17 protein-coding genes are annotated in these 22984 nt (G+C 61.9%); 6 read left to right on the forward strand and 11 right to left on the reverse strand.

What is annotated here, in order from left to right; genetic code table 11:
* Positions 1-31 precede the first annotated feature (31 nt).
* Positions 32-751, forward strand: coding sequence for a potassium channel family protein (locus tag J2S67_RS05355; protein WP_052048230.1), 720 nt, complete (start codon positions 32-34; stop codon positions 749-751).
* Complete coding sequence (locus J2S67_RS05360; RefSeq protein ID WP_035754532.1) at positions 748-1440, forward strand: potassium channel family protein; 693 nt, start codon at positions 748-750, stop codon at positions 1438-1440. Before J2S67_RS05355 ends, J2S67_RS05360 begins: the two co-directional genes overlap by 4 nt.
* On the opposite strand, the gene J2S67_RS05365 is transcribed toward J2S67_RS05360, so the two are convergent.
* The 4 genes from J2S67_RS05365 to dut form a co-directional block, all read right to left on the reverse strand.
* Entirely contained in the window at positions 1419-2222 is an 804-nt protein-coding gene (locus J2S67_RS05365) for a DUF3159 domain-containing protein (protein ID WP_083285404.1), read from the reverse strand. The genes J2S67_RS05360 and J2S67_RS05365 overlap by 22 nt on opposite strands.
* Before the next feature lie 140 nt (positions 2223-2362).
* Complete coding sequence (locus J2S67_RS05370) at positions 2363-2719, reverse strand: single stranded DNA-binding domain-containing protein (protein WP_310246991.1); 357 nt, start codon at positions 2717-2719, stop codon at positions 2363-2365.
* A gap of 2 nt (positions 2720-2721) precedes the next feature.
* Complete coding sequence (locus J2S67_RS05375; protein ID WP_310246993.1) at positions 2722-3459, reverse strand: DUF3710 domain-containing protein; 738 nt, start codon at positions 3457-3459, stop codon at positions 2722-2724.
* A 289-nt stretch (positions 3460-3748) separates the two neighbouring features.
* Positions 3749-4213 carry a dUTP diphosphatase gene (gene dut, locus J2S67_RS05380; RefSeq protein ID WP_035754526.1) on the reverse strand — a complete coding sequence of 155 codons (465 nt, stop codon included), beginning with the start codon at positions 4211-4213 and terminating at the stop codon, positions 3749-3751.
* Between the two features lie 171 nt (positions 4214-4384).
* Between dut and J2S67_RS05385 the strand changes: the two genes are divergently transcribed.
* Positions 4385-4960: a DUF3093 domain-containing protein gene (locus tag J2S67_RS05385; RefSeq protein WP_083285384.1), complete on the forward strand. Its 576-nt coding sequence runs from the start codon at positions 4385-4387 to the stop codon at positions 4958-4960.
* Between the two features lie 129 nt (positions 4961-5089).
* Here J2S67_RS05385 and J2S67_RS05390 read toward each other — a convergent pair whose 3' ends face one another.
* Complete coding sequence (locus tag J2S67_RS05390) at positions 5090-5389, reverse strand: DUF4193 domain-containing protein (protein ID WP_035754525.1); 300 nt, start codon at positions 5387-5389, stop codon at positions 5090-5092.
* A 308-nt stretch (positions 5390-5697) separates the two neighbouring features.
* Between J2S67_RS05390 and sepH the strand changes: the two genes are divergently transcribed.
* Positions 5698-7284: a septation protein SepH gene (gene sepH, locus J2S67_RS05395; RefSeq protein WP_310246994.1), complete on the forward strand. Its 1587-nt coding sequence runs from the start codon at positions 5698-5700 to the stop codon at positions 7282-7284.
* A gap of 48 nt (positions 7285-7332) precedes the next feature.
* On the opposite strand, the gene J2S67_RS05400 is transcribed toward sepH, so the two are convergent.
* The 3 genes from J2S67_RS05400 to J2S67_RS05410 are packed head-to-tail and all read right to left on the reverse strand — an operon-like array spanning position 7333 to position 12007.
* Positions 7333-8616 carry an alkaline phosphatase family protein gene (locus J2S67_RS05400; RefSeq protein ID WP_310246996.1) on the reverse strand — a complete coding sequence of 428 codons (1284 nt, stop codon included), beginning with the start codon at positions 8614-8616 and terminating at the stop codon, positions 7333-7335.
* 5 nt (positions 8617-8621) lie between these two features.
* A complete protein-coding gene (locus J2S67_RS05405; protein ID WP_052048227.1) occupies positions 8622-9227 on the reverse strand; it encodes a DUF5998 family protein in 606 nt (201 codons plus the stop codon).
* A 41-nt stretch (positions 9228-9268) separates the two neighbouring features.
* Complete coding sequence (locus tag J2S67_RS05410; protein ID WP_070507081.1) at positions 9269-12007, reverse strand: bifunctional acetate--CoA ligase family protein/GNAT family N-acetyltransferase; 2739 nt, start codon at positions 12005-12007, stop codon at positions 9269-9271.
* A gap of 126 nt (positions 12008-12133) precedes the next feature.
* Here J2S67_RS05410 and J2S67_RS05415 point away from each other — a divergent pair, with 126 nt between their 5' ends.
* Entirely contained in the window at positions 12134-14926 is a 2793-nt protein-coding gene (locus J2S67_RS05415) for a DNA gyrase/topoisomerase IV subunit A (protein ID WP_084590313.1), read from the forward strand.
* Between the two features lie 16 nt (positions 14927-14942).
* Here J2S67_RS05415 and cydC read toward each other — a convergent pair whose 3' ends face one another.
* The 3 genes from cydC to J2S67_RS05430 are packed head-to-tail and all read right to left on the reverse strand — an operon-like array spanning position 14943 to position 21354.
* Positions 14943-18659 (reverse strand): thiol reductant ABC exporter subunit CydC, encoded by a 3717-nt coding sequence (gene cydC / locus J2S67_RS05420; RefSeq protein WP_310247001.1) that lies wholly within the window; start codon positions 18657-18659, stop codon positions 14943-14945.
* Between the two features lie 15 nt (positions 18660-18674).
* Positions 18675-19697, reverse strand: coding sequence for a cytochrome d ubiquinol oxidase subunit II (gene cydB, locus J2S67_RS05425; protein WP_310247002.1), 1023 nt, complete (start codon positions 19695-19697; stop codon positions 18675-18677).
* A 43-nt stretch (positions 19698-19740) separates the two neighbouring features.
* On the reverse strand, positions 19741-21354 hold the full coding sequence (locus tag J2S67_RS05430) for a cytochrome ubiquinol oxidase subunit I (RefSeq protein ID WP_310247005.1): 1614 nt from the start codon (positions 21352-21354) through the stop codon (positions 19741-19743).
* 384 nt (positions 21355-21738) lie between these two features.
* Between J2S67_RS05430 and J2S67_RS05435 the strand changes: the two genes are divergently transcribed.
* Positions 21739-22929 carry a glycosyltransferase family 4 protein gene (locus J2S67_RS05435; RefSeq protein ID WP_310247006.1) on the forward strand — a complete coding sequence of 397 codons (1191 nt, stop codon included), beginning with the start codon at positions 21739-21741 and terminating at the stop codon, positions 22927-22929.
* Positions 22930-22984: the final 55 nt, after the last annotated feature.

Raw genomic sequence — 22984 nt, forward strand, 5'->3', positions numbered from 1 at the left:
GAGATCAGTCAAGAAACGAGGCGCATCAAACATGGCTCACTTTGTCATCATGGGGTGCGGGCGCGTGGGCGCCCTGCTGGCCCACTCGCTTGAAGACGGCGGTCATTCCGTGGCTGTGATCGACAAGGACCCCAACGCATTCCGCAGGCTTCCCGCCGGTTTCAACGGCCAACGCGTGACAGGCGTCGGGTTTGACCTGGAGGTGTTGAAAGAGGCCCGGGTGGCTGAAGCGTACGCGTTTGCGGCGGTCTCCTCCGGGGATAACTCGAACATGCTCGCAACGCGTGTGGCACGCGAAGAGTTCAACGTCCCCCACGTGGTTGCCCGCATCTATGATCCGGGGCGTGCTGAAGTGTTCCAACGCCTCGGCATCCCCACAGTCGCAAGCGTTCGGTGGAGCGCCGACCAAGTGCTGCGTCGCATCCTGCCCGCCCACACCCTCTACGGTGACTACCGCGATTCGACCGGCACCGTGATGCTGCGCGAACTCAACGTCGCACCCGCGTGGCGTGGGCAGCCGCTAGCCCGCATCGAGGAACTCACCGGTGTGCGCATCGCCTACATCACCCGCTTCGGGGAAAGCATCATCCCGAACACGGGGATGCTGTTCCAAGAAACTGACACGCTACACGCGATGATGCGGGTGGATGCAGCCGATGATGTAGACCGGATTTTGTCAGAAACACCGCAGCGGGCTGCGAAACTTGCAGAAGAACTCACTGAAGACGTCACGGATGAGGTGGAGCAATGAGAGTCATCATCGCCGGCGGAGGTTCGGTGGGCCAGTCGATCGCCTCAGAACTTTTGGGCCGTAAGCATCAGGTGTGCATCATCGACGAGGACCCCGCTAACCGCGAAGCCGTGACATCTGGGGCCCTCGATGGGGTTGAATGGCTCATCGGGGACGCGTGCGAGCTTTCCACACTGCGCCGCGCCCGCCCCGAAAACGCCGACGTGGTCGTGTCCGCAACCGGCGACGACAAAGCGAACCTCGTGGTGTCACTGCTCGCAAAATCCGAATTCGGTGTTCTACGCACCGTGGGGCGCGTGAACAACCCCCGCAACGAATGGATGTTCACCCAGGCGTGGGGTGTGGATGTCGCGGTCTCGACCCCGCGGCTATTGACAGCGTTGGTTGAGGAAGCCGTTGAAGAGGGAGACCTCGTGCGGCTCATGTCGTTGCGTTCGGATTCCGCGGACATCGTCGCGTTCACCGTTCCCGCGGATTCGCCGATGGTAGGGCTACGTTTCGCTGAAGTCCCGTGGCCGTTGCGCACGGTCCCGGTGGCTTTGCTACGCGATGACGCACCAATGGCGCCCACCGCCGACGACACGTTAGAGGCCGGCGATGAAGTCATCTTCCTCGCCGCACCCGCTGCGGAGAAGGAACTGCGGAAACTGCTACGGGAAGGCTGGGATCAAGCCGAATCCCTCGCCTGATGCCGCATCAGCGCATTACCGGTGTCGGCGCACGTGCTTCTGGGGTCGTTACCGGCAGTCTCGACGATGCGTGGGCGGGTGATGAACCACGCCAACACGAGCACACCAACATAGAGAGGCACGCCCATCACGAGCCGTGCCGCGCCGAGCGCGTTGACCTGGTCCGTGAGATACAGAGGCACCTGGACGGCGAGCCGGAACACAAAGAGGCCTAAGACCAGAAGGTTGGCCGTCTGATACACCCGCATGCGGGCACGGCTCTTGCGCCATTCGAGGTCTTCACCATGCAGGAAACCGAAAACCACACCCACCAACGGCCAGCGCACTAACGCTGAAATACCGAGCACGAGGGACGAGACGATGTTCGTGATGAACCCGGGCACATAGTAGTCCCGCGCATTGCCTCCCGCTTTAGCGAAGAAGGAGCACAACACGATCCCAAGCAGACCCGTGATCGCAGGCGTGACCTGCGTGCGGGTCACCAAACGAGCCACGATAAACACTAATCCCGCCGCCAGGGATGCGATCAGCGCGATATCGAGTTGCTGCGTGAACGCAAAAATCATCATGAACAAGAAACCCGGAACCGTCGACTCCGTGAAACCGCGGATACCGCCGATCGAGGCCAACGGGTCGATGTTCCCGTCCTCTTTGCGTTTGATCGAGCTTCCAAGCGAACCCGCGACGGTGGCCGCCGCCTGATTGCGTTCACGCCCCTCTGTTGGCGGTGCGGACTGGGCAGGCTGCTCAGGTTGTGGAGACTGTTTGGGTTGTTCAGACATCCCGGCCCCGTTCCCTGTTTTAGAGTTGACCGCCCCTGCGTTCAGCAACCCAGCGTTTCTGAGTTCACGGCGAGTCGGTCGAGGATTCGTGGATCCGTTACGGTTCGGGTCAGGGCTGTGGGATGTCGGGATAGGCATGCCTAGGTTTCCTTGTCTGTCCGGTCTGGAGCCGCCTCGAGGACTTCATACCGGGGATTGAAGATGACGTTGCGGCCTTCGCGCCGACTCACGGGCCCGGAGAATCTCAGTGTCGCCCCCGGGTGGATGCCAGCAACATGCTGCTGGCCAAGCCAGATCAGAACAACGAACTCGCCGGCGTTAGCTACCGGGAGCCGCTGCCCCGGACGAGGTTGCTCAGGAACCACGACCGCTTCGAAGCTCGCCGCGTGGCCTGGCGCGGGGCGCGTTGTGGCCGTGATCCATCCGGTCAGCTGGATCTGCTCACCAGTGACTCGTTCAGGCCACGGATGAGGCGTCCGGCGCTGGCTTGTGGGCACGCTTAGCCGATCTGTGTGATCTCAGGGCCACGACGAGGGTCGTGGTTATCCCTGTTCGTTTCCGCATCATGCCGGGATCGGGCGGCTTCAGCGGCCTTCTCTGATCCGTCTGGGACACGCAACGGCAACAGTTCGGTTGGGGACATCGGTTCCTGGCCGCGATCCACAATCACCGCCGCCAGGAACGCCTCGAGCTCTTGGGCTGCTTTATCGTTGATCGCGGCAGGGCCGCCGAATACGGCGCGCAAGAACCAGCGCGGCCCGTCGATGCCCACAAAGCGAGCCACCATGTGGCCCCTCTCCCCGTTCGGTCCTGTGGCTTCAACGCGTGCCAGAAGTTCAGGGCCAAAGCGTCCGTCGCGGCGGTCCGTGCGGCCGCCCTGCTGGGTGATCGCGTCATCGATCTCAGAGGAAATACCGTCCCACAGGCCCCCAGATTTCGATGCGGCGAAAGCCTGCAACTGTACGCGTGAGTCTTCATACTCAACGGCAGCAGAGACCACAGCGCCCGAGGTTTCTTCAACCTCAAGGTTGAGGTTCATGCCCTCAACCGCGGGGATCTTCAACGAGCCGAGGTCGATATAGGCTTCGGTGGGAGTGCGCTCGGAGATATCGAAAGGACCGTCAGTCCGGTCAGTTTTACCCTCAGCAACGCTAGGAGTCGGTTCAGCAACCGTAGCCTGCTCCGGTGCGGCATCCGCTTCCTGCGTCTTACGCTTACGGCGGGAAAACAGACCCATCGAAATACACGTCCTTCCAGATCACTCACGATCACGAGATCACGAACACCGCGCCAAGGCCCGCATCATCGGCTTGGCCAGGTTCTTTATCGAGTCTAGTCCTGTCATGAGCCCAAACACGGGAATATCACGCCTGAACTCATGTGCTTTCACTCTCAGTGGATTCCGCCTGGACTGAAGCTGTGGGTGAGCTAGTCGCTAGGTGAGTTGGTCAAGGGCTGAGTTGGTCAATGGGGTGAGCGAGACAATGGGGTCAGCTCGCCAAGGGGCGGGCTAGCCGCAGGACGGGTTAGGCGGTGAACCCGCCGGTGCTACCGTGCCCGCCGAAACCTCGCTCGGACTCCCCCAGCTCATCGGCTTCGAGAAAACGCGCGTGGCTGACCTGCTGGATCACCAACTGACCGATCCTGTCACCCGGGTTCAGCGTCACAGCTTTGAGCGGATCGAGGTTGATGAGGTTGACCTTGATCTCGCCGCGATAGCCCGCATCGATCGTTCCTGGGGCGTTCACAATGCTCACGCCATGCTTATGCGCAAGGCCTGAGCGCGGGTGCACAAAACACGCATACCCAACCGGTAGCTCAATCGCGATTCCAGTAGCAACCAGAGCCCGTTCACCTGGCTGCAACGTGACGGTTTCTGCGGCCGCGATGTCAGCTCCCGCATCGTCATGATGCGCATACGCAGGCAAAGACGCAGACGGGACCAAACGCTTGACCTTGACCACCGGACGGTCCACCCCGGCAGAAGCCACTTGTTCCTGATCCACGAAAACACCCCGCAACTTACGAAGACACACTCAAACCAGTGACAGTCTAGCCGTTCGAGCCCAGCGCAGGGGCCTCAACACAGCCCAGCGCCGGAGCTTCAACCCCAGGGTAGGAGCCTCAACACAGGGCGCGAAGGCTCTCGATAGAATGGCACCATGTCCCAGCCTGATCCAACGTCCGAGTCTGTTCCGGCCCAGCCTGACCCATCCGAGCCACGCGACGATGCCGCGAGCACTACCGCGCCTAGCGCCGCGCCGTCCGCAGCAGGTAAGCCCCTCTTTGAAGAGAAGCTGCCTTATCCGTGGTGGATGTGGGTCGTCTCCGCTGCATTCGCGGTAGCCATCGGCTTGACCTTGGCCCCAACCAACATGGGCCTCCTTGCACTGATCGCCGCGATCGTATTCATCATCGCTGCCGTACTCATGATCAGCACAACCCCCAAAACCGTGGTCACCGAGGATGTTTTGCGCGTTGGCCGGGCCGCAATCGAGCGCCGCTACCTCGGCGAAGTCACCGGCTACCGCGGCTATAAAGCCCGCTATCAGCGAGGCCCAGGCCTCAACGGGCTCGCGTATATGAGCTTCCGCGGCTGGGTTGACCCAGTGGTGAAAGTTGAGATCACGGACGAACGCGACCAGACCCCGTACTGGCTGTTCTCCACCAAACGCCCAGAAGAACTCGTCGAAGCGCTCGGCGGCGCGATGGCCGCAGAAGACGCCCCTGAGATTTAAGAACCCAGCGATCTAAGAACCCAGAGATCTAAGGATGAGGACGCCCCAGCAGCGGTAGCGTTCTTAACGTTTGTGGGGTGCACACCAACATTTTGGTGTGCACCCCACAAACGTTAAACCTTGAGTGTTCTAGCCCGCGCAATCCTTGCAGTACAGCAGGCCGTCTTCTTCCTCAGCGATCTGGGAACGGTGACGAACCAAGAAGCACGAGTTGCATGTGAACTCATCAGACTGTGCAGGAAGAACCGTCACGTTGAGTTCTTCTTCCGAGAGGTCAGCACCCGGAAGTTCGAACCCTTCCGCCGCTTCGGTCTCATCCTCGTCAACTACCGCCGACTGACTGTCATTACGGCGACCTTTGAGTTCTTCAATCGAGTCTTCGCGGTTGCCCTCGTCGTTCTTACGAGGAGCATCGTAATCAGTGGCCACTTCTCACCTTTATTCTCGGAGGGGTCTCTGGCAGGGACATATGAGCCGATATGCAGAGAATATGTGCATTACCTATGTCGCACGTATCTAACACCATTACGAGGCCTCTTTGCAACACCTGCGTTCAGACCTGCGTCAAACACGACACCCCTGCAGACTACAAAGCGGCGCGCCGCAACGCAATATGGCCGCATTGTAGCTCAGACATGAAAGACTAGGCCAAGAATAGGCTGTGCCCGGCACCCGCACCCAACAACATCAACTCATGGTGGCAAGGCATAGCCCAAAGCCACCCACCGGGAGGAAACATGCGTAATCTTCGCGTGATTCGCGTTGACGCGGCAAACGCGACGCTGTACCTAAGCGATGCCGACGGTCACGAATACAGCCTCCCCATCGATGACGAACTTCTCGATGTCGTAATAGATCTCACATCACCGACCTCCACCAACGCAAGTAAGCCTGGCACCACAAGCAAGCCCGCTAAAACAGGCAAGCACAGCGCCGAATCCAACAGCACGGAAACGCCCACCACCGGGCCGAATGTGACTGTCACGGAGGCAGGTATCGCATTTGGGCGTGACCGCTTGCCGGCAACTGACAAGCAGAGAACCGGTACACAGAACAACGCCGGTTCGCGGAGATCATCTCGAACCTCCGACGCTTCTTCCGCGGCCACCGCATCGGGTTCAGCCGCATCAGCCAGTGGCGCTTCCGGTGGCACTGCCTCCACCTCCGGCACAGCAGGCCCAGGCTCCGCGGGCTCTGGCTCAGCTGGCTCCGCGGCGGCTGCACGGCGTGCACCCGAGGCGCGCCCGCTCAGGCCACGGGAAATCCAGGCTCGCATCCGCGAAGGAGCGACAGCCCAGCAGCTCGTCGAGGAGACTGGGACTGACATCAAGCTGATCGAAAGCTACGAAGGCCCGATTCTGGCCGAACGCCGTTACCGGGCACAGCAGGCCCAGGCCATCGAGGTGTCTGCACCTCAAAACAATGAGGGCTACCGTGCCGCTTTCGGCGACAACCCAGCCAACCTGGGTGACATGGTGCGGGCACGCTTACGTGCCAACGGGATCGACGTTGAAACGCTGCGCTGGGATTCTTGGAAGGTCAATGCTGGAGCGTGGACCGTCATCGCGGACTTCGTGCTCCCTGAGACTGCCCCCAACGTGGGCGGTGAACCGCCGGCTGAATGGATTTTCCACCCGACCCGCCGCCACCTGGAGAACCGGAACCGTTGGGCCCAGGTGCTCTCCGAATGGGAGCCGTGGGACTTCTCTGCCCCACCGCGCCGGCTTGTGCCCGTCGCTGATGAGCCTGATCAACCGTTCAACGTCGAAGACGGCCCCTTGCGTGAAGTCCCCCGCCCCGTTGCCGCGACAGGCTCCAGCGCGGGTTCTGAAGACGCCGGCGCCTCGGCTCCGGATACGGCACCGGGCAAGGACGATTCGGACCAAGAGCTGCTCGATGTTTTGACCCGCCGCCGCGGAACCCGTGTAGGCGAGGACGCCGAAGGCGACGATGCGCTAGCCCACCTCATCGCCCAAAGCCACCAGGACCGCGAACATTCCGGCGCTGACGGCGAAGCCCCAGACCGCACTGACGGCCAACACCTGCCAGACATCAAGAACGTCTCCTTCCCGCCGCTACGCCGCGTCCCAGACCCAGCCGCGGGACGGTCTCGGGCGAAGAACGAGGACAGCGGCCGCAAGAGCGGCAACAATCTTGAACCGCATCCACTGTGGGGCGATCCACGCAACTCTGGCCACGGCCGCGCCTCTGAAGACGAGGGCGAGACGGATGCCGAAACCACCCACCGGAAGCGCCGCTCCAAGATGCCGTCCTGGGATGAGATCGTCTTCGGTCGCGGCGCCCGCCACCCCGACGAAGAATAACCCCGACTCAGCTAGGCGGGCCTCAGGCTGGACCCGCCCCCATTAGGGCTACGCGAGCACGGCGAACGGGATCCGACGTTCCGCTTCAGTGAGCGATCCGTGCTGCCCGATCATCTGGAACGCGTGTGGCGAAACCCGTCGCCCGTCATAGAGTGCGATCGGGCCGTGCGCGGCAATCACAACGTCACCGGCACGCTCTAACACCCCGTCACGGAACGAAGCGCCGAACCAGCCGAGCTCAACGTATTCCTCACGCGTGAGAATCCACGCATCCGCCCCGAAGCGTTCCTTCCACGCCGCAACCACCGCATCGCGCTGAACCTGCGGAGTGTGCTGTTCAAAATGCAGCTGAACCGCGCGAGGCTCCCCCGCCGTCAGCTCGACCCCATCGATCAGCTCAGGGAACTGCGAATAATCGATTCGCCCCTCGCGCGGAATATCCACCATCCCGTGATCAGCGGTCAAAACCACCAGCGTGTCCGCAGGCAGCTTAGCGATCAGCCGGCCCATCGCCGCATCGAGCTCTTCAAGCTCATGCAGCCATTTCTCTGATGCGACACCGTAGGCGTGGCCGGCTTTATCGAGGTCGTCCCAGTACAGGTACACGAACACGTCTTTGTGTTTCAACTCAGCCAACGTAGCGGCAACGCGCGCATGCGGTGTAGTCACGCCCACGAACTCTCCGCCGCGCAGGCTAGAACGAGTCAGCGCTGAGTGCTCGAACTTATCCCGCGAAACGGTCACCACGCGGCGCACGGTCTCCATGCGCTCGAAACACGTCGGATTCGGTTGCCACTGCCCCGGGTCAAGATCTTCCGGCCAACCACCCAGCTGGTTGACTAAACGCCGGCCCCCTGCAGGATCCGGTGCCACCGCGTCATAACCCACGATGCCGTGCTCAGCTGGGGCGAGCCCGGTGCCCATCGCTGTCAGGGCCGCGGCGGTCGTGGTCGGGAACACCGTGGATAGCGTCCGCGAGCTTTCATGCTTCATCGCCTGGCGGATCACCGGGGCGTGCCCGCCGTAACGTTCGATCAGCTCAGAACCAAGGCCATCAACCATGACCATGACCGCCCGGCGAGCGGGTTCAAGCCCCGGGATCAGCCCGTCAGCGTTCGCTTCGCTGAAAGACGCCGAACACACAGGCACGACGCCATGCCATGCCGACAGTGCCGCATCGATCGTTGGGACCACCATGTTCAGGGTTCCGCGGCCATAATCTGGGGCCGCAGGCAGCTCAGTATCACCTGCGGGGATGCTTTGAGCGTCCGCATCCACGCCGCCGTGAGCATCAGCACCGCGACCGAACTGTGGGATCGAAAAATCAGTCATAGCGCTTACCACGTCCGCCCGTAGGCAGCGGCAGAGCACGCACGCCGAACATCCCTAGCGAACTGGCGGGCCGCATCGAGCGCTTTCTGGCCATCGGCATCCGCTGAAACACGCATCGCAAGGTCTTCCTTACTCAGCTGCCCCGTGAGGCCGTGATCAGCGATGCATTCAGGGTCACCACACTGTGCCGGAGCGAGCTCGGCTCGGGCACTGCCTGACCATGAAAGCGAAAACGTGAGCTCCCGCGGCGACTGCCCCGGCTTATACTCGGCAGGCCGCGCAACAACACCCGAAAGCACCACGGTATGCAAACGCTGCAACGGAACCGACTCAACCGAGAACGTCGCGATCGGCTGGCCATCAGCCGCGTACTGCGCGTCATCGATATGCAGAATGATCAGCTCTGCGTCAGTGAGCACCAAAACGATCGCATGCCGGTGAACCTCAACCGCCTCAACGTGCGTCTCAAGATGCAGATAATGACGACGCGGCACCGCACCCTCAAGCTCCTCGTTAACGATGTCCGAGGTCAGGTCCGGATAGAACCCGGCCCGCTCTAGTTCCAGACGCAGCGCTTGATCAGCCGGCAGTGAAGACGAGGTATCAGACATAGACCCCAGTCTATGTGCCGGGCTAAGCATGCGTGGACTCGCTAGCGTTGCGGGATGCTCATCGAGCGGCGTGCCGAATCGGTGCGCTGATCCGGGTTCCCCACATAAATCGCCGCAGAGAGCACCGCAACGCCGTCTTCCATGACCTGGAGCGGGACGAACTCCATCCGCACAACCTCCGGGTGTTGTTCCTTCAACTCAGAGATGCGGTGCAGAGTGTCTTTGAGCGCTTCGGTATCGAAGTGCGGCAACCCGTGATAGCCGGTCAGCTTCTGCGCGGTCTTAGGCCTAGACACCATGTCCTCAAGGATTCCCGGTGAAAGCGGAGGTGTCGCGTGCGCCCAGTCATCGAGCAGATCCACGGCATCTCCGCTCAAACCGAACGAAACCACTGGGCCCATCAGCGGGTCCTCGATCGAAATCACCGTGCACGCCTGACCGCGGTCCACCATCGGCTGGACTTCAAGCCGTGTTTCACGCGTCACCGCGATGTCTTCACGCATCTGTTCAACCGCTTGGCGCAACTCCTCCTCAGACGTGATGCCCAGCCGGACTCCGCCCATGTCCATGCGGTGCCGAAGGTGCCCCGAGGCGACCTTAAGCGCAACCGGATATCCGTACTCGTTAGCGGCAGCCACACCTTCTTCGACGTCTTCGAAGGTCGTGGCCGGAACCACCGTCAAACCGTAGTGGCCCAGAAGCTCCGCGGTCTCATCAGCGGAAAGCCGCCCCATCCCGGTACCCTCGATACCCTCGACAGCTTTATCAACCAAGGCACGCGCCGCCGCGATATCGATGCCTTCCGGCGGGGCTGGAACACCCCAATCGCGTTGTTGCCACGCCGAATACTCAGCGCCGTGCCCCAGTGCTCTGAACATCGTGGACAAGGTCGCAAACACCGTGACGCGCCCGCCCCGGTCAGTACCTGGAGTCTCAGCACCCGAAACACCGATCAGGCACGCGACAACCGGCCTATCAGTAGAGCCGAGGCTCTCAGCGACCCGGTCGGCGAGCGCCTCATGATTCACGCCAACAGCGGGAAGCAACACAACAGCTACAGCGTCGGCCTCGTCGTTCTCAAGTGCCTTCTGGATCGCTTCCGTCACGAGCGCGGCCGGGTCCGAAACACCAGCCAGCAACAGCGAAGAATCCGTGCTGATAGCCTCTAGGCCGTTCTGGCCAGCCAAATCCGCCGCCGTCATCGCAAGTGCCGCCGAATTAGAAACCAGCGCGACCTTATTACCCTTCGGAACACCGGCGGTAGAGAACAACAGCGCGGTATCCATGAGCTCGTCCTGCGTAGCGACACGTACAACGCCGGCCTGCCGCAAAATCGCGTCCACCACACCTACCGGGGCGCCGAGCTGACGCACCGCATGCCCAGGAGGCAAGACCAGGCCCATCGTCTCCGACTTCGCGACAATCACAGGTTTCGTCGCTGAAAGACGGCTCGCCAAACGGGTGAACTTACGCGGATTACCGAAGCTCTCCAGATACATCGCGACCACGCTGGTCGCTTCGTCATCTTCCCAGTACTGCATCAGGTCATTACCCGAAACATCCGCGCGGTTACCGGAATTGACCCAAGAAGAAATACCGATGCCACGGCGCTGAGCGGCCGCTTCAAGCATGATCCCGGAAGCCGCCGAATGGCTGAAAAGCCCAACCCCGCCAGCAGGCGATACCGGTGTGGAAACAGATGCGTGCAGACGCACATCGGAAGCATTATTGCCATAACCCAGCGATGCCGGGCCAATCACGCGCATACCGTAGTTACGTGCCGCATGCACCAGCTTTCGCTGAATCTCAAACGCTTCAGGAGTGTGGAAACCAGACGAGATCACCACAAGACCGCGGGCATTCACCGCAGCGGCATCCTCAACAACCTCCATCACATCAGCAGGCCGCTGCACGGCAACCACCACATCGACGGATGCCTCGATATCTCGCAGCGAGGCAACACAGCCAGAAGCCACCGCCTCATCCCCAGCGGACGAATCGAGGGCTTCGAGCTTGTCAAGATACGGGTCAACGCAGTACAGCGTCCCCGTGAAACCTGCCGAACGGATATTCTGCGCAACAGCACCTGCCACCGAACCCGGCTTGTTGATCGCACCCACCACAGCAACCGATTCAGCACGCATCAAAGCAGCCAGCGACAACGCCTCAGCACGGTGCTCGCGCGCCTCCATGACCTCACGCGAACGATCCGTAGGGTCAATCGGGAAATCGACCATCACAACGCCGTCTTCAAAACGCCGCGAAATATCGAAACCGGCCTGCATGAACACCGTGAGCATCGCACGGTTCTCCGGAAGAACCTCCGCTGTGAAACGCTCGATACCCAACTCACGGCCCGCCGTCACCAAGTGTTCAAGCAGAATCGAGCCCAGGCCACGGCCGTGGAAGTCATCGCGGATGTTGAACGCGACCTCAGCCTCTGACTCGCTACCGCCGAACTTGGCCCCGAGCCGATCGAAACGACCAACACCTACAATCTCGTTGCGCCGCTCCACCACGAGGCACACACGGTTATAGTGATCAACCTCCGTGAAGTTCCGCAGCTCTTTATCGGTGAGCTTGGACTTATACGTGAAGTAACGCAAATAGATAGATCGTTCAGACTGCTGGGAATGCATTTGCTGCAAACCATCAGCGTCCGCGGGCGTCACAGGACGCACATGGGCGGTCGAGCCGTCGCGAAGCACCACATCGGCTTCCCAATGCGATGGATACGTCGACGGAGTGTCAGATCCCGGGTTCTGCGCTACGGAGGCCATAAAGTGAATATAGCGTGATCATCTGAGCGTTGGGTGAACTTTTCCCATTTTTGGGAACCCGCCCGCCAGCTGCGATGGTTAGCATGCACGCGAAACAAGACAAATCAACGGTGAGTGAAGGACAGCATGGCGACCTCGTCGAAGAGTTCCAAAGGCGCAACGCGTTCCAAGGGAACAGCGGCCGCGCAAGCGAAGGCTGCGTGGGAAGAGGTTGAGGAACACATCATCGATGTGGATGTCACCAGCGAGATGGAGGCGTCCTTCCTCGAATACGCGTATTCGGTGATCTATTCGCGCGCCCTGCCGGATGCCCGCGATGGCCTCAAACCGGTTCAGCGCCGCATCCTCTACATGATGCGGCAGATGGGCCTGGCGCCGAACAAGGGCCACGTCAAGAGCGCGCGTGTGACCGGCGAGGTCATGGGTAAGCTGCACCCGCACGGTGATGCCGCGATCTACGATGCGATGGTGCGCATGGCGCAATCGTTCTCGTTGCGTTTGCCGCTGGTTGATGGGCACGGTAACTTCGGCTCGCTCGATGACGGTCCGGCCGCTGCCCGCTATACGGAGGCGCGGCTGGCTGATTCCGCGATCGATATGACCGATGACCTCGATGAGGACGTGGTCAATTTTGTTCCGAACTATGATTCCCGGCTTGTGCAGCCGGAAGTGCTTCCGGCAGCTTTCCCGAATCTTTTGGTCAACGGTTCTTCCGGTATCGCGGTGGGTATGGCCACCAATATCGCCCCGCACAACCCGGGCGAGGTGATCGCTGGTGCACGGCATTTGATCGAGAACCCTGATGCGAGCCTGAAAGACATCATGAAGTTCATCCCGGGCCCGGACCTGCCTTCTGGCGGGACCATCGTGGGCTTGGATGGGGTGAAGAAGGCCTATGAGACGGGCCGCGGCGTGTTCCGGACCCGCGCCAAGGTTGAGTTGGAGAAGGTCACCGCCCGCAAGCAGGCGCTGGTGGTCACCGAGCTGCCCTATGGTGTGGGCCCGGAGAAGGTCATCGAGAAGATCAAGGACGCCGCGGATGCGAAGAAACTCACCGGTGTCTCCGATGTTGTGGACCTGACGGACCGGCACCACGGTTTGCGTCTGGTGATTGAGCTGAAGACCGGCTTCAACCCCAACGCCGTGCTTGCGGCTTTGTATAAGCACACGCCGATGGAAGATTCCTTTGGCATCAACAACGTTGCGTTGGTGGATGGCCAGCCGCGGCAGCTCGGTTTGCTTGAGATGCTGCAGGTGTATGTGGATCACCGTCTGGATGTGGTGCGCCGCCGCACCCAGTTCCGCCACACTAAACGCAAGGATCGGTTGCATCTGGTTGAGGGTTTGCTGATTGCGATCCTCGATATCGATGAGGTGATCCGGATTGTCAGGGACTCTGAGGACACCGCGAGCGCCCGCGCCGCATTGCGTGAGCGGTTCTCGCTATCCGAGCCGCAGGCTGATCACATCCTTGAGTTGCGTTTGCGTCAGCTGACCAAGTTCTCTCAGGTTGAGCTTGAGGCTGAGAAGAAGAAACTTGAAGAGGAGATCGCTTACCTCGAGGGGATCCTCGGTTCGGATGCGAAACTGCGTGAGCTGGTTTCCGGTGAGCTCGCCGAGGTTGCTGAGCGCCACCACTCCCCTCGCCGCACGGTTCTGATGGCTAAACCGAAGGATGTTCCACTGGCTGGCACGGTGATGCCGGAGCCGGATGAGGGCGCGGGCTCGGCGAAGAAGCCGATGTCGATGCAGGTTGCTGACACCGAGTGTTTCGTTGTGCTCTCTGCCACCGGCAAGCTGGTGCGCACACACGGCCGGGACGAGGTTTTGGGTCAGCGGCGTTCCCGCCATGACGTGATCGCTTCCCTTGTGCCGACAACCGCGCGCGGCCACATCGGTTTGCTCACGAACACGGGACGGATGGCGCGCATCAGCGTGGTTGAGATCCCGCAGGTTCTGCCTGGCTCTAACGGTGTCCCACTGGGTGATGGTGTGGCCGCGACCGAGTTCATGGCTGTTGAGCGCCGCGAAAAGATCATCGCCGCGCTCCCGCTGGATGAGGTTTTCGCTCTGGGGACCGCCCACGGCGTTGTGAAACGTGTGAACCCGGACTACCCAGTCACAACCGATGAATGGCCTGCGGTCACGTTGAAGGCCGGCGACGAGGTGATCGGCGCCGCCACGTGCCCCGATACCGCGGAGCTCGTGTTCGTTTCGCGTGAGGCTCAGCTGTTGCGTTTCGGCGCGGATAAGGTCCGCCCGCAGGGCCGTACCGGTGGCGGTGTTGCCGGCATCAAGCTGGGGGCTAAAGATACCGCGTTGTTCTTCGGTGTTGTTCTTAACGAGGCCGATGCGGTGGCGGTCACGATTGCGGACGGCCCTGAACCGCTCCCTGGTGCCGAGGGCGGTTCCGCTAAAGTCACGCCACTGGTGGAGTTCCCGGCGAAGGGTCGCGGCACGATGGGTGTTCGCGCGCACCGGTTCCTTAAGGGCGAAGACCACCTTGTGGCCGCGTGGGTCGGTGCTGGGCCTGCTCGTGGCGCTTCCAAGGGCGGTATGGCCCGCGCGTTGCCGCTGGAATACGGCCGCCGCGACGGTTCCGGTGTCCCGTTGACACAAGCCGTTGACATCATGGGCCCGGCTAGTTCTTCGGTTGCGCTCAAGCCGGCCGACGACGCGGTTGCGGCCGGCGCTGAAGCCGCAGCTGGCACCGCTTCGGCAAACACTGCGGCGGCTGACACTGCCGAGACTGAGTCGGTCAAACCAGCTACGAAGCAACCGGCGCCGTCGCAACGTTCCGCCTCATCGCAACGCCGTGCCCCGGTCCAGCCGGAGATGGATTCGCTGCCGTTCGATGACGATGGCGTATCGATCGAACCCGGCAACCGGGTGGACCTACGCGGGAACAAAGAGAAGTAGCAAACCTGCGTGGACGTTATAGCCGCGTGATGCTCTCCGCCTGGGCTGCCAGCTCCTGATCGTGGGTCACCAACACCAAGGCGACGTCGTGGGCGCCTGAGCGGACATCGTCGATGAGGGCTTGGCCTTCGTCCTCGCCAAGGTGGGCGGTCGGTTCATCGAGGATGATCGCGCGCGCACCAGCAAGCAGTGTTCGAGCCACAGCGAGCCGTTGCCGTTGACCGCCAGACATGAATCTGCCGCCAGCACCGGTGAGGGTATCCAAGCCGTCGGGCAGGTGAGCGGCCCACGGCCCCAGGCCTACCCGCTCTAGAGCCGCGTACATTTCCGCATCCGAGACCGGATTACTTTTATCGCGGCCAAGCGCGAGGTTACCGCGCACCGTGGAGTCGAACACGTACCCGTCCTGCGGACACCACGCGAGGCCAGCCAAAGCCGCCTCGGATACGTTCCCTGGGGAGCCAGCTGCCGCATCGGGGGCCTGGGCAAGGGTGACCCACGCGCCATCCGTACGGGCCTGGACCGTGCCCGTGCGGGGCGTGAGGAAACCGAGCATCACAGCGATCATCGTGGACTTACCGGAACCTGAAGGCCCCGTGACGGCCCACATTTCGCCTTGTTCGACCCCACCTGAGACCGGCCCGAACACCGGCGGATCCTCTGGAGCGTAAGCGGCACTCAGATCCCGCACACGCACACTATCCACACGATGCGCAGCATCAGCACCGGCCGGCGCCTCTTCATGAGGCTCTGGTTCAGTCTCGATAGCCGTGACCGAACGGTTCTCCAGGTATGGGGCGACTGAAGCGAGCATCGAGCTGAGCACCGGTACCTGTCTCAGCGCTTCAGCGAGCTGGCCGAGCGGCTCATCAACCGCGAGCAACAGCAACACCGCGAGTGCGAGCAGGCGCGGATCAGCGCCTGCGGCGGCACCCAGTACGAGCGCGGCCATCGCGGCGCATCCGCCCAGGAGGGAGGCGAGTCCCTCCCCCACCCCCGAGCCGAGCGCCTCGCGGCGGACCGCGCGGCTGACCAACTCATCGCTGCTTCGGAACCACGCAACGTGGCGAGCCACCGCGTTGTGTGCCGCGATGTCTGGGGCTGCCGCCATGATGCGGCCGGTCTGCTCGGCGACCCGGACCCTGTGTTCAGCCATGACGGCTGTAGCCCTGCGCTCAACCGCTAGCGTGGTGAGCGGGGCAACCACAAGCCCTAACACCAGGAGCGTGAGCAACATCCACCCCAGGGACGGGATCACGAGCCAGGACGCCAAACAGGTTGCGAGCACCGCAGCGACCGCCGCCGGGATCGGGACGATGACGCGCGGGACCGTATCGCGAATCTCATCGACCTCAGCGATGAGCGTGCCCGCCGCCCCACCTGGCCGGTTGAGCCGCTGCCAACCCAGAATATTGGAGCCTAGGGCGTCCCAGACCGCAACGCGGAGCCGTGAAGCCCACGCGAGCACCGCGTTGTGTGTCACGTTTCGTTCGGCATAACGCAGCGTGGAACGAAGCAAACCGAAGAAGCGCACACCCACGATCGCAACCATGAGGTACATGATGGGCGGTTGTTGGGAGGCATAGACGATAAGCCAACCGGACACCGCCGTGAGCGCCCCGCCGGACAGGACCGATAGCGCACCAAGTGCCGCCGCACCCCATAGAGCGGCTTTACCCCACGGCAGGATCCGCCACGGAAGGCCCCAGCGAGGCGTACTCGCCGGTTGGGCGTCCGTGGTTCGTGTTTGCTTCGGGAACGTGCCCGTGGAGTCTGTCGCAGCGCCGGCGTCGTTGGCAGCCTTGGCACCGTTGGCATGGACAGCGTTGGCCCCGTTGGCCTGGGCAACGCCGTGCCCGACGGGTCGCCCCGGAAGCGCTTCCGCTGGTGTCCCTGCGGTGTAGATGGGTTCGGCTCCTGCCCTCTCCCAGGTGAGGAAGGCATCACTGATCGCCCTCGCGGCCGGGTCGTGGGTCGCGATCACCACGATGTTGCCGCTGTCTGCTTCTGCCCGGATCAGCTGCCGTACGCGCTGGGCCGAGACCGGGTCAAGATGGGCTGTCGGCTCATCCAAAGCCAGCAGGCCAGGCGCTTGCCCGTCGCGTGTTCCGCCAGCGGCCGTGCCGTGCGCCGCGCTCGAGGCTTGACGTGCCGAGCGCAGATTCGTGACCGCCCGCATCACCGCAAGCCGGCGCTTCTCCCCCGGCGAAAGCTCCGAGATCGGCCGATCCCACGCGTGGCTTGGTAACAGCGCGGCCACATCCTCGCCGACACCATCAACGCCCGCTTCCGTAGCGGTAGCTCCTAGCTGGACTGGTTCGGCCAACGCTAAGGCTAGTTCAGCCCGCGGGGTCTCTTGCGAAAAATTCGGCGCCTGGAACGCGACACCTCTAGGCCTCGGCTGCGCGGCATCGTGCGGTTCGGATTCCGTTCCGCTTACCACGTCGAGGCCTGCGACACGGCCCTCACAAGCCGTGGCAAGTTGCGCGTGAGCGACCCCGGCGAGCACAGCGAGCACCGAGGACTTACCGCAGCCAGAAGGCCCGGCCAGAGCCGTGACAGTCCCCGGCAGAGCGTCGAAGGTCACCGGCCCCACGGATTCACGCCCGCCACCCCGGACCACCCGTAGCCCGCTCACCGAGACGCCAGCATCTGGGGCCGCAGGCGCTGTGTGCAAGCCATGTGCCGTGCGCGGGCCGGCGGGTGCATCCTCCGTGGAATCGCTCACGGACTCCTGCTCAAGGATCGCATTGACGCGCTTGAGGGCCGCGACCCCGTCTTCGGATGCGTGGAAGCCGGCACCCACGGCTCGCAAGGACATGTAGGCCTCCGGCGCGAGCATCAAAGCGACCAGGCCGTCTTCAAGACTCAACTGGCCCCACACAAGCCGCACACCGATGAACACCGCAACCAACGCAACCGAGATGGTCGCGATCAACTCAAGCGCGAAGGAAGACATGAACGCCGCGCGCAAAGTCTTAGCGGTACTGAGGCGGTATTTCTCCGAAACATCGAACAGGGCGCGCCGCTGAGCATCGGCGCGGCGCAAACCAACAAGAACAGGCAGCCCGCGCGCGAGCTCACTGAGGTGATGCGATAGACGGTCCAACCCGTCTTGGGCCTGCTGGATGCGCTCTTCGGTATGCCACCCGATCAGCGCCATGAACACTGGCACGAGCGGGATCGTCAACACGATGATGAGCGCGGAAACCCAGTCCGCCCACACAACACGGGCCAACACGGCCAGTGGGATCACCGCGGTTGCCACGAGGGCCGGCAGATAGTCCCGGAAGAAGGAATCCAAGCCATCGAGCCCGCGGGAAGCGACAACCGTCGCGGAGGCCTCGCTGTGGCTGGTAGCACTTCCTTTCGCTACCCCACCGGATTCGCCTGCCCCGGCGTTGTTGCTTGATCCGGCATTGCTACTTGATCCTGCGTTGTTGCTTGATCTTGCATTGTTGAGCTGGTGCTCAACGAGCCGGGCTCGCAGCGACTCTTTGACATCAACTGCTGCCCGCACCGCGATCACACGCGAGGCCCACGTAGCCGCGGCCCGCAGGACAACGCCGCCGAGGCCGTAAAGCAGAAGGCTCGCGACGTCGAGTTGGTGGCCTGCCGCCACGTGCGCGATGCCCGCCGCGAGTGCGGACATCAACGCGATCAACCCGACGGCGCGAGCCGCCGCTACGGCCCCGAGCGCCAGAAGAGCACCGCGAGAGGTACCTTGAGGCAATTCAGGGCGCAAGAATCACACCACGCTCGTGACAAAGTGCTGAGGCGGAATGTGGTGCGCCGAAATGCGCTTGCGGAACACCCAATAGGTGTAGCTCTGATATGCGAGAGTGATCGGGACACCGATCGCCGCCACAATGGACATGATCAGCAACGTGTTCTCGGTCGAGGACGCGTTGTAGATCGTGAGGTTGAACGCTGGATCAACGGTGGATGGCAGCACGTTCGGAAACAGGCTGCCGAAGATCGCGGCGACACCAGTAACCAGGGTGGCGCCGAGTGAAATGAACGTCCAGCCTTCGCGCCGCTTGAACGCAAAGAAGGTTGCCGCCAACGCACCCACAACAGCAAGTACAAGTGGTGCCCAGGCCCACGTGGTTCCGGTACCGACCACAACCACAACAGCCCACGCGGCCACCGGGATCAAAGCCCACGGCAACATGCGCGCCAAACGGGCCTCTGCGCGTTGGCGGATGTCGCCATCGGTCTTGAGCGCAACGAAGGTGAGGCCGTGGACGTAGGAGAACAGAACCACTGCGAGTCCACCGAGCACGGCGTAGCCGTTGAGCCATACGAATGCGTGGCCCACACGGTTGCCGTGTGCATCCAGTGGCAAACCGGTTGAGGTCAGTGCGAGCATCGCGCCCACACAGAACGCCGCGAGGAACGACCCTCCAGCCATGCACCAGTCCCAGAAAGCTCGGCCACGTGTCGAATTGGTTTTACCGCGGTACTCGATCGATACACCGCGCAGAATCAGTGCGAGCAACGCAAGCGTCAGCGGTAGGTACAGGCCGGAGAACAGTGCCGCATACCAGTTCGGGAACGCAGCGAAGGTCGCGCCACCAGCTGTCAGCAGCCACACTTCGTTACCGTCCCACACCGGACCGATCGTGTTGAGCATAACGCGGCGGTCGCGCTCGTTCTTCGCAAACGATTTGAACAGCATTCCGACGCCGAGGTCGAACCCTTCAAGGAAGAGGTAACCGATCCACAGGACGGCAATCAGGATGAACCAGAGAGTTGGTAAAAATTCCATGGTGTTTATTCCTCAGTGTCCAGATTCCTCAGTGTCCAGGTGATCAGTACGCGAACGCGAGGACGTCGTCGTCAGCGTTACGCTTCGGTGCGTCGTCGTTGTGCTCGTCGATATTCGGATCGTAGTTGTGGTCATTTTCCGGCATCGCGGACGGTGTGCCGCCGCGTGCGTAGCGGAAGAGGAACACGCATTCAACGACTGCGAGCACGCCGTAGACGGCGGTCAGCAGGATCGTCGATGTCAACAGCTCGCCCGCGCTGACCCCTGGGGACAGTGCTGCGGCGGTGAACATGAACACGCCGTCGTTACCGTCCGGTGCTGGGGCGACCACGAATGGCTGGCGGCCCATCTCGGTGAAGATCCAGCCAGCGCTGTTCGCGGCGAACGGGGCACCGATCGAAAGTACTGCCAAACGCGAGAGCCACTTATTATCCGGGACCGTGCCCTTACGTCCCAGCCACAAGCCAACGGCCGCAGCAACTGCTGCGAGGCCACCGAAGGTGATCATGAGACGGAAGCCCCAGTACGTCACAGCCATGATCGGCTGATAGTCGATCTCGGTACCCGCGTACTTGCCATACATCGGGTTATCCGGCAGGTGGGTTCCGTATTTCTCCTGGTATTCAGGGATCAACGTGTTCACGCCCTTGACCGGGGTCGTGAAGTTGTCGTGAGCCAGGAAGGAAAGCAGTCCAGGGATTTCGATGGTCGTGGTGACGTTCTCACAGGTCGTCTTACCGTCGGAGCCGAGGTCACCGAAAGACAAAACGGAGAAGCCGGTACCGTCGTGGCATGCGGCTTCCGCGGAAGCCATCTTCATGGGCTGCTGATAGATCATCAGCTGAGCTTGAGAGTGGCCCGAGAATGCGACACCTAAGAAAGCGACGAGGGCAACCCACCCGCCAAGGCGGAAGGAACTGCGCCACACCTTGTAGTCGGTCTTATCGCGGCCGGCACCCTTGGCTGGGTCTTCACCCACCACGACGTAGCCCTTGGCGTCCACGGTGTCGATGCCGTCGCGGCGGCGACGGTAGAGGTGGAACCAGGAGATACCGAGCAGGAAGCCACCGGCTACAGCGAGGGAACCGAAGATCGTGTGGAGCAGGGTCACGATCGCGGTGTTGTTAGTGAACACCGCAACTGGGTCAGTCATCACGGCGCGTCCATCGATGAGCTCAACGCCCACCGGGTGTTGCATGAAGGAGTTCGCGACGAGGATGAAGTAGGCGGACAGCCATGTGGCCAGTGCCGCGATCCAGATAGTTGCGAGGTGGAAACCTTTCGGCAGGCGCTTCCAGCCGAAGATCCACAAGCCAAGGAATGTGGATTCGACGAAGAACGCCAGCAACGCTTCCATAGCGAGCGGGGCACCGAAGACGTCACCGACGAACTTGGAGTATTCGCTCCAGGCCATACCGAACTGGAATTCCTGGACGATACCGGTGACAACACCCATGATGAAGTTGATGAGGAATAGCTTTCCCCAGAACTTCGTGGAGCGCAGATACTGCTCCTTGCCCGTCTTGTACCACAGCGTCTGAAGTGTGGCTACAAGAACACCCAGACCAATGGTTAGAGGGACCATCAAGAAGTGATAGACGGTGGTGATGCCGAATTGCCACCGGCCGATCAAGACCGGATCTAATACTGGGTCCATAGTGGAGCCCGTCCTCTCGCATGAAGGTGCGGTTCAGCAGGTCTAGAAACCTGTCCATCCAGACAGTTCCACGCTAATTATCACGGCTGATTTCTACAAGTTGTAGAACCATGATCAGCAGGCAACGCTGGATGCCCTATTAACTGCTAATTATAGGGTTTTTCTACCTATGTTTCCGCTTTGTAGCTTCCCCCGAGTGCGTCCATGGCATACCTCACATATACGTTTATGCCCACTGCTGCATGGATTCTCACGCAATTCACTGGTAACCCGTGTGCGCAGCGTCACTCACCCCGTCCACAGCCCGTCGCCGCGGGTCAAAAGTTCACGCATCTTTCACATCGAACTGAGCCTCAAGCAACCTAGCTCAGCGAAGATCAAAGCGTGAGGATTTGCATTATCACCGAGTCCTATCCACCCCACGTCAACGGCGTATCGAATACAGCCAGACGAGCCGCCCATCACGCCCGTGATGCCGGCCACGACGTACTCGTCATCGCACCATCCCCCACGCCCTCCTGGGTTGCACGTTTTACGCGCATCGAAGACATCGACGTGTATCAGGTCCCCGCACTCGCTGTCCCCGGCTACAACAGCTTCACGGCATCAACCGTGACCAACATCGCGTTGCGGCCGGTCATTTCCCGCTTCAACCCCGATGTGGTCCACGCGGCCTCCCCCATGTGGCTGGGGCACGCTGGAACCTCTGCCGCCAAGAGCCTGGGCATCCCTATCGTCGCGGCGTATCAAACCGATATTCCCGCATATGTTAGCCGCTACGGCGCCGAGGCGCTGCGCACACTTGCTCTATCTCAGCTGCGTCGCATCCATTCCCGCGCGCACACGAACCTGGTGCCAAGTTCGGCTTCAGCCCAACAGTTGAGTGCATTAGGCGTTGGCCGTTTGCGCATGTGGGGACGCGGCGTGGACCACGCGAACTTCTCCCCTGCCCGCCGTGCGGAGGGCCGCGTTTGGTGGAACAGCCACGGGATCGGCCTGGGCGGTCGCCCGATCGTCGGCTTCGTGGGCCGGTTAGCTCCCGAGAAGCAGGTCGAAGATCTCGCGGTCTTACTTGGCGCAGGAGCACATGGCGGTTCAGGCTCGCGGGCACGGCTCGATGCGGACCTCGCCGTGATCGGTGACGGCCCAGCTCGCAGCCTGGTTACCGCCGCGTTGCCTGGGGCGCACATGATGGGCCTGCAGCAAGCGCACACGGTCGGGGCGGCTATGGCAGGGCTCGATGTTTTGGTCCACACCGGCCCGTACGAAACCTATTGCCAGGTGATCCAGGAGGGCCAGGCCGCTGGGGTCCCGGTCGTCTCGGTCGCAGCCGGAGGGCCGCTTGACCTGATCGAAGACGGGATAACCGGCCTGCTGTATGAGCCCGGGAATCTGTTAGGGCTACGGCACCACGTCGAAGAGCTTCTGGCCAGGCCAGAGTGGGCCGCGAAGATCGCGCAGGCAGGCTCCGAATCGGTCGCGGACCGCACGTGGGATGCGATCAACGACCAGCTTCTAGGGCACTGGTCCACAGCCGCCTCAACCGGCAAACGGCTCAAGACCTGGACTCAGTGAACCTGTGCTCTAGTAGACCTCTACCCCAGTAGGCGGGCCGACCCACCACTAGGTT

Origin of the sequence: Pseudoglutamicibacter albus, assembly GCF_031458175.1 — a bacterium.
In the GTDB taxonomy this organism is placed as follows: Bacteria; Actinomycetota; Actinomycetes; order Actinomycetales; family Micrococcaceae; genus Pseudoglutamicibacter; species Pseudoglutamicibacter albus.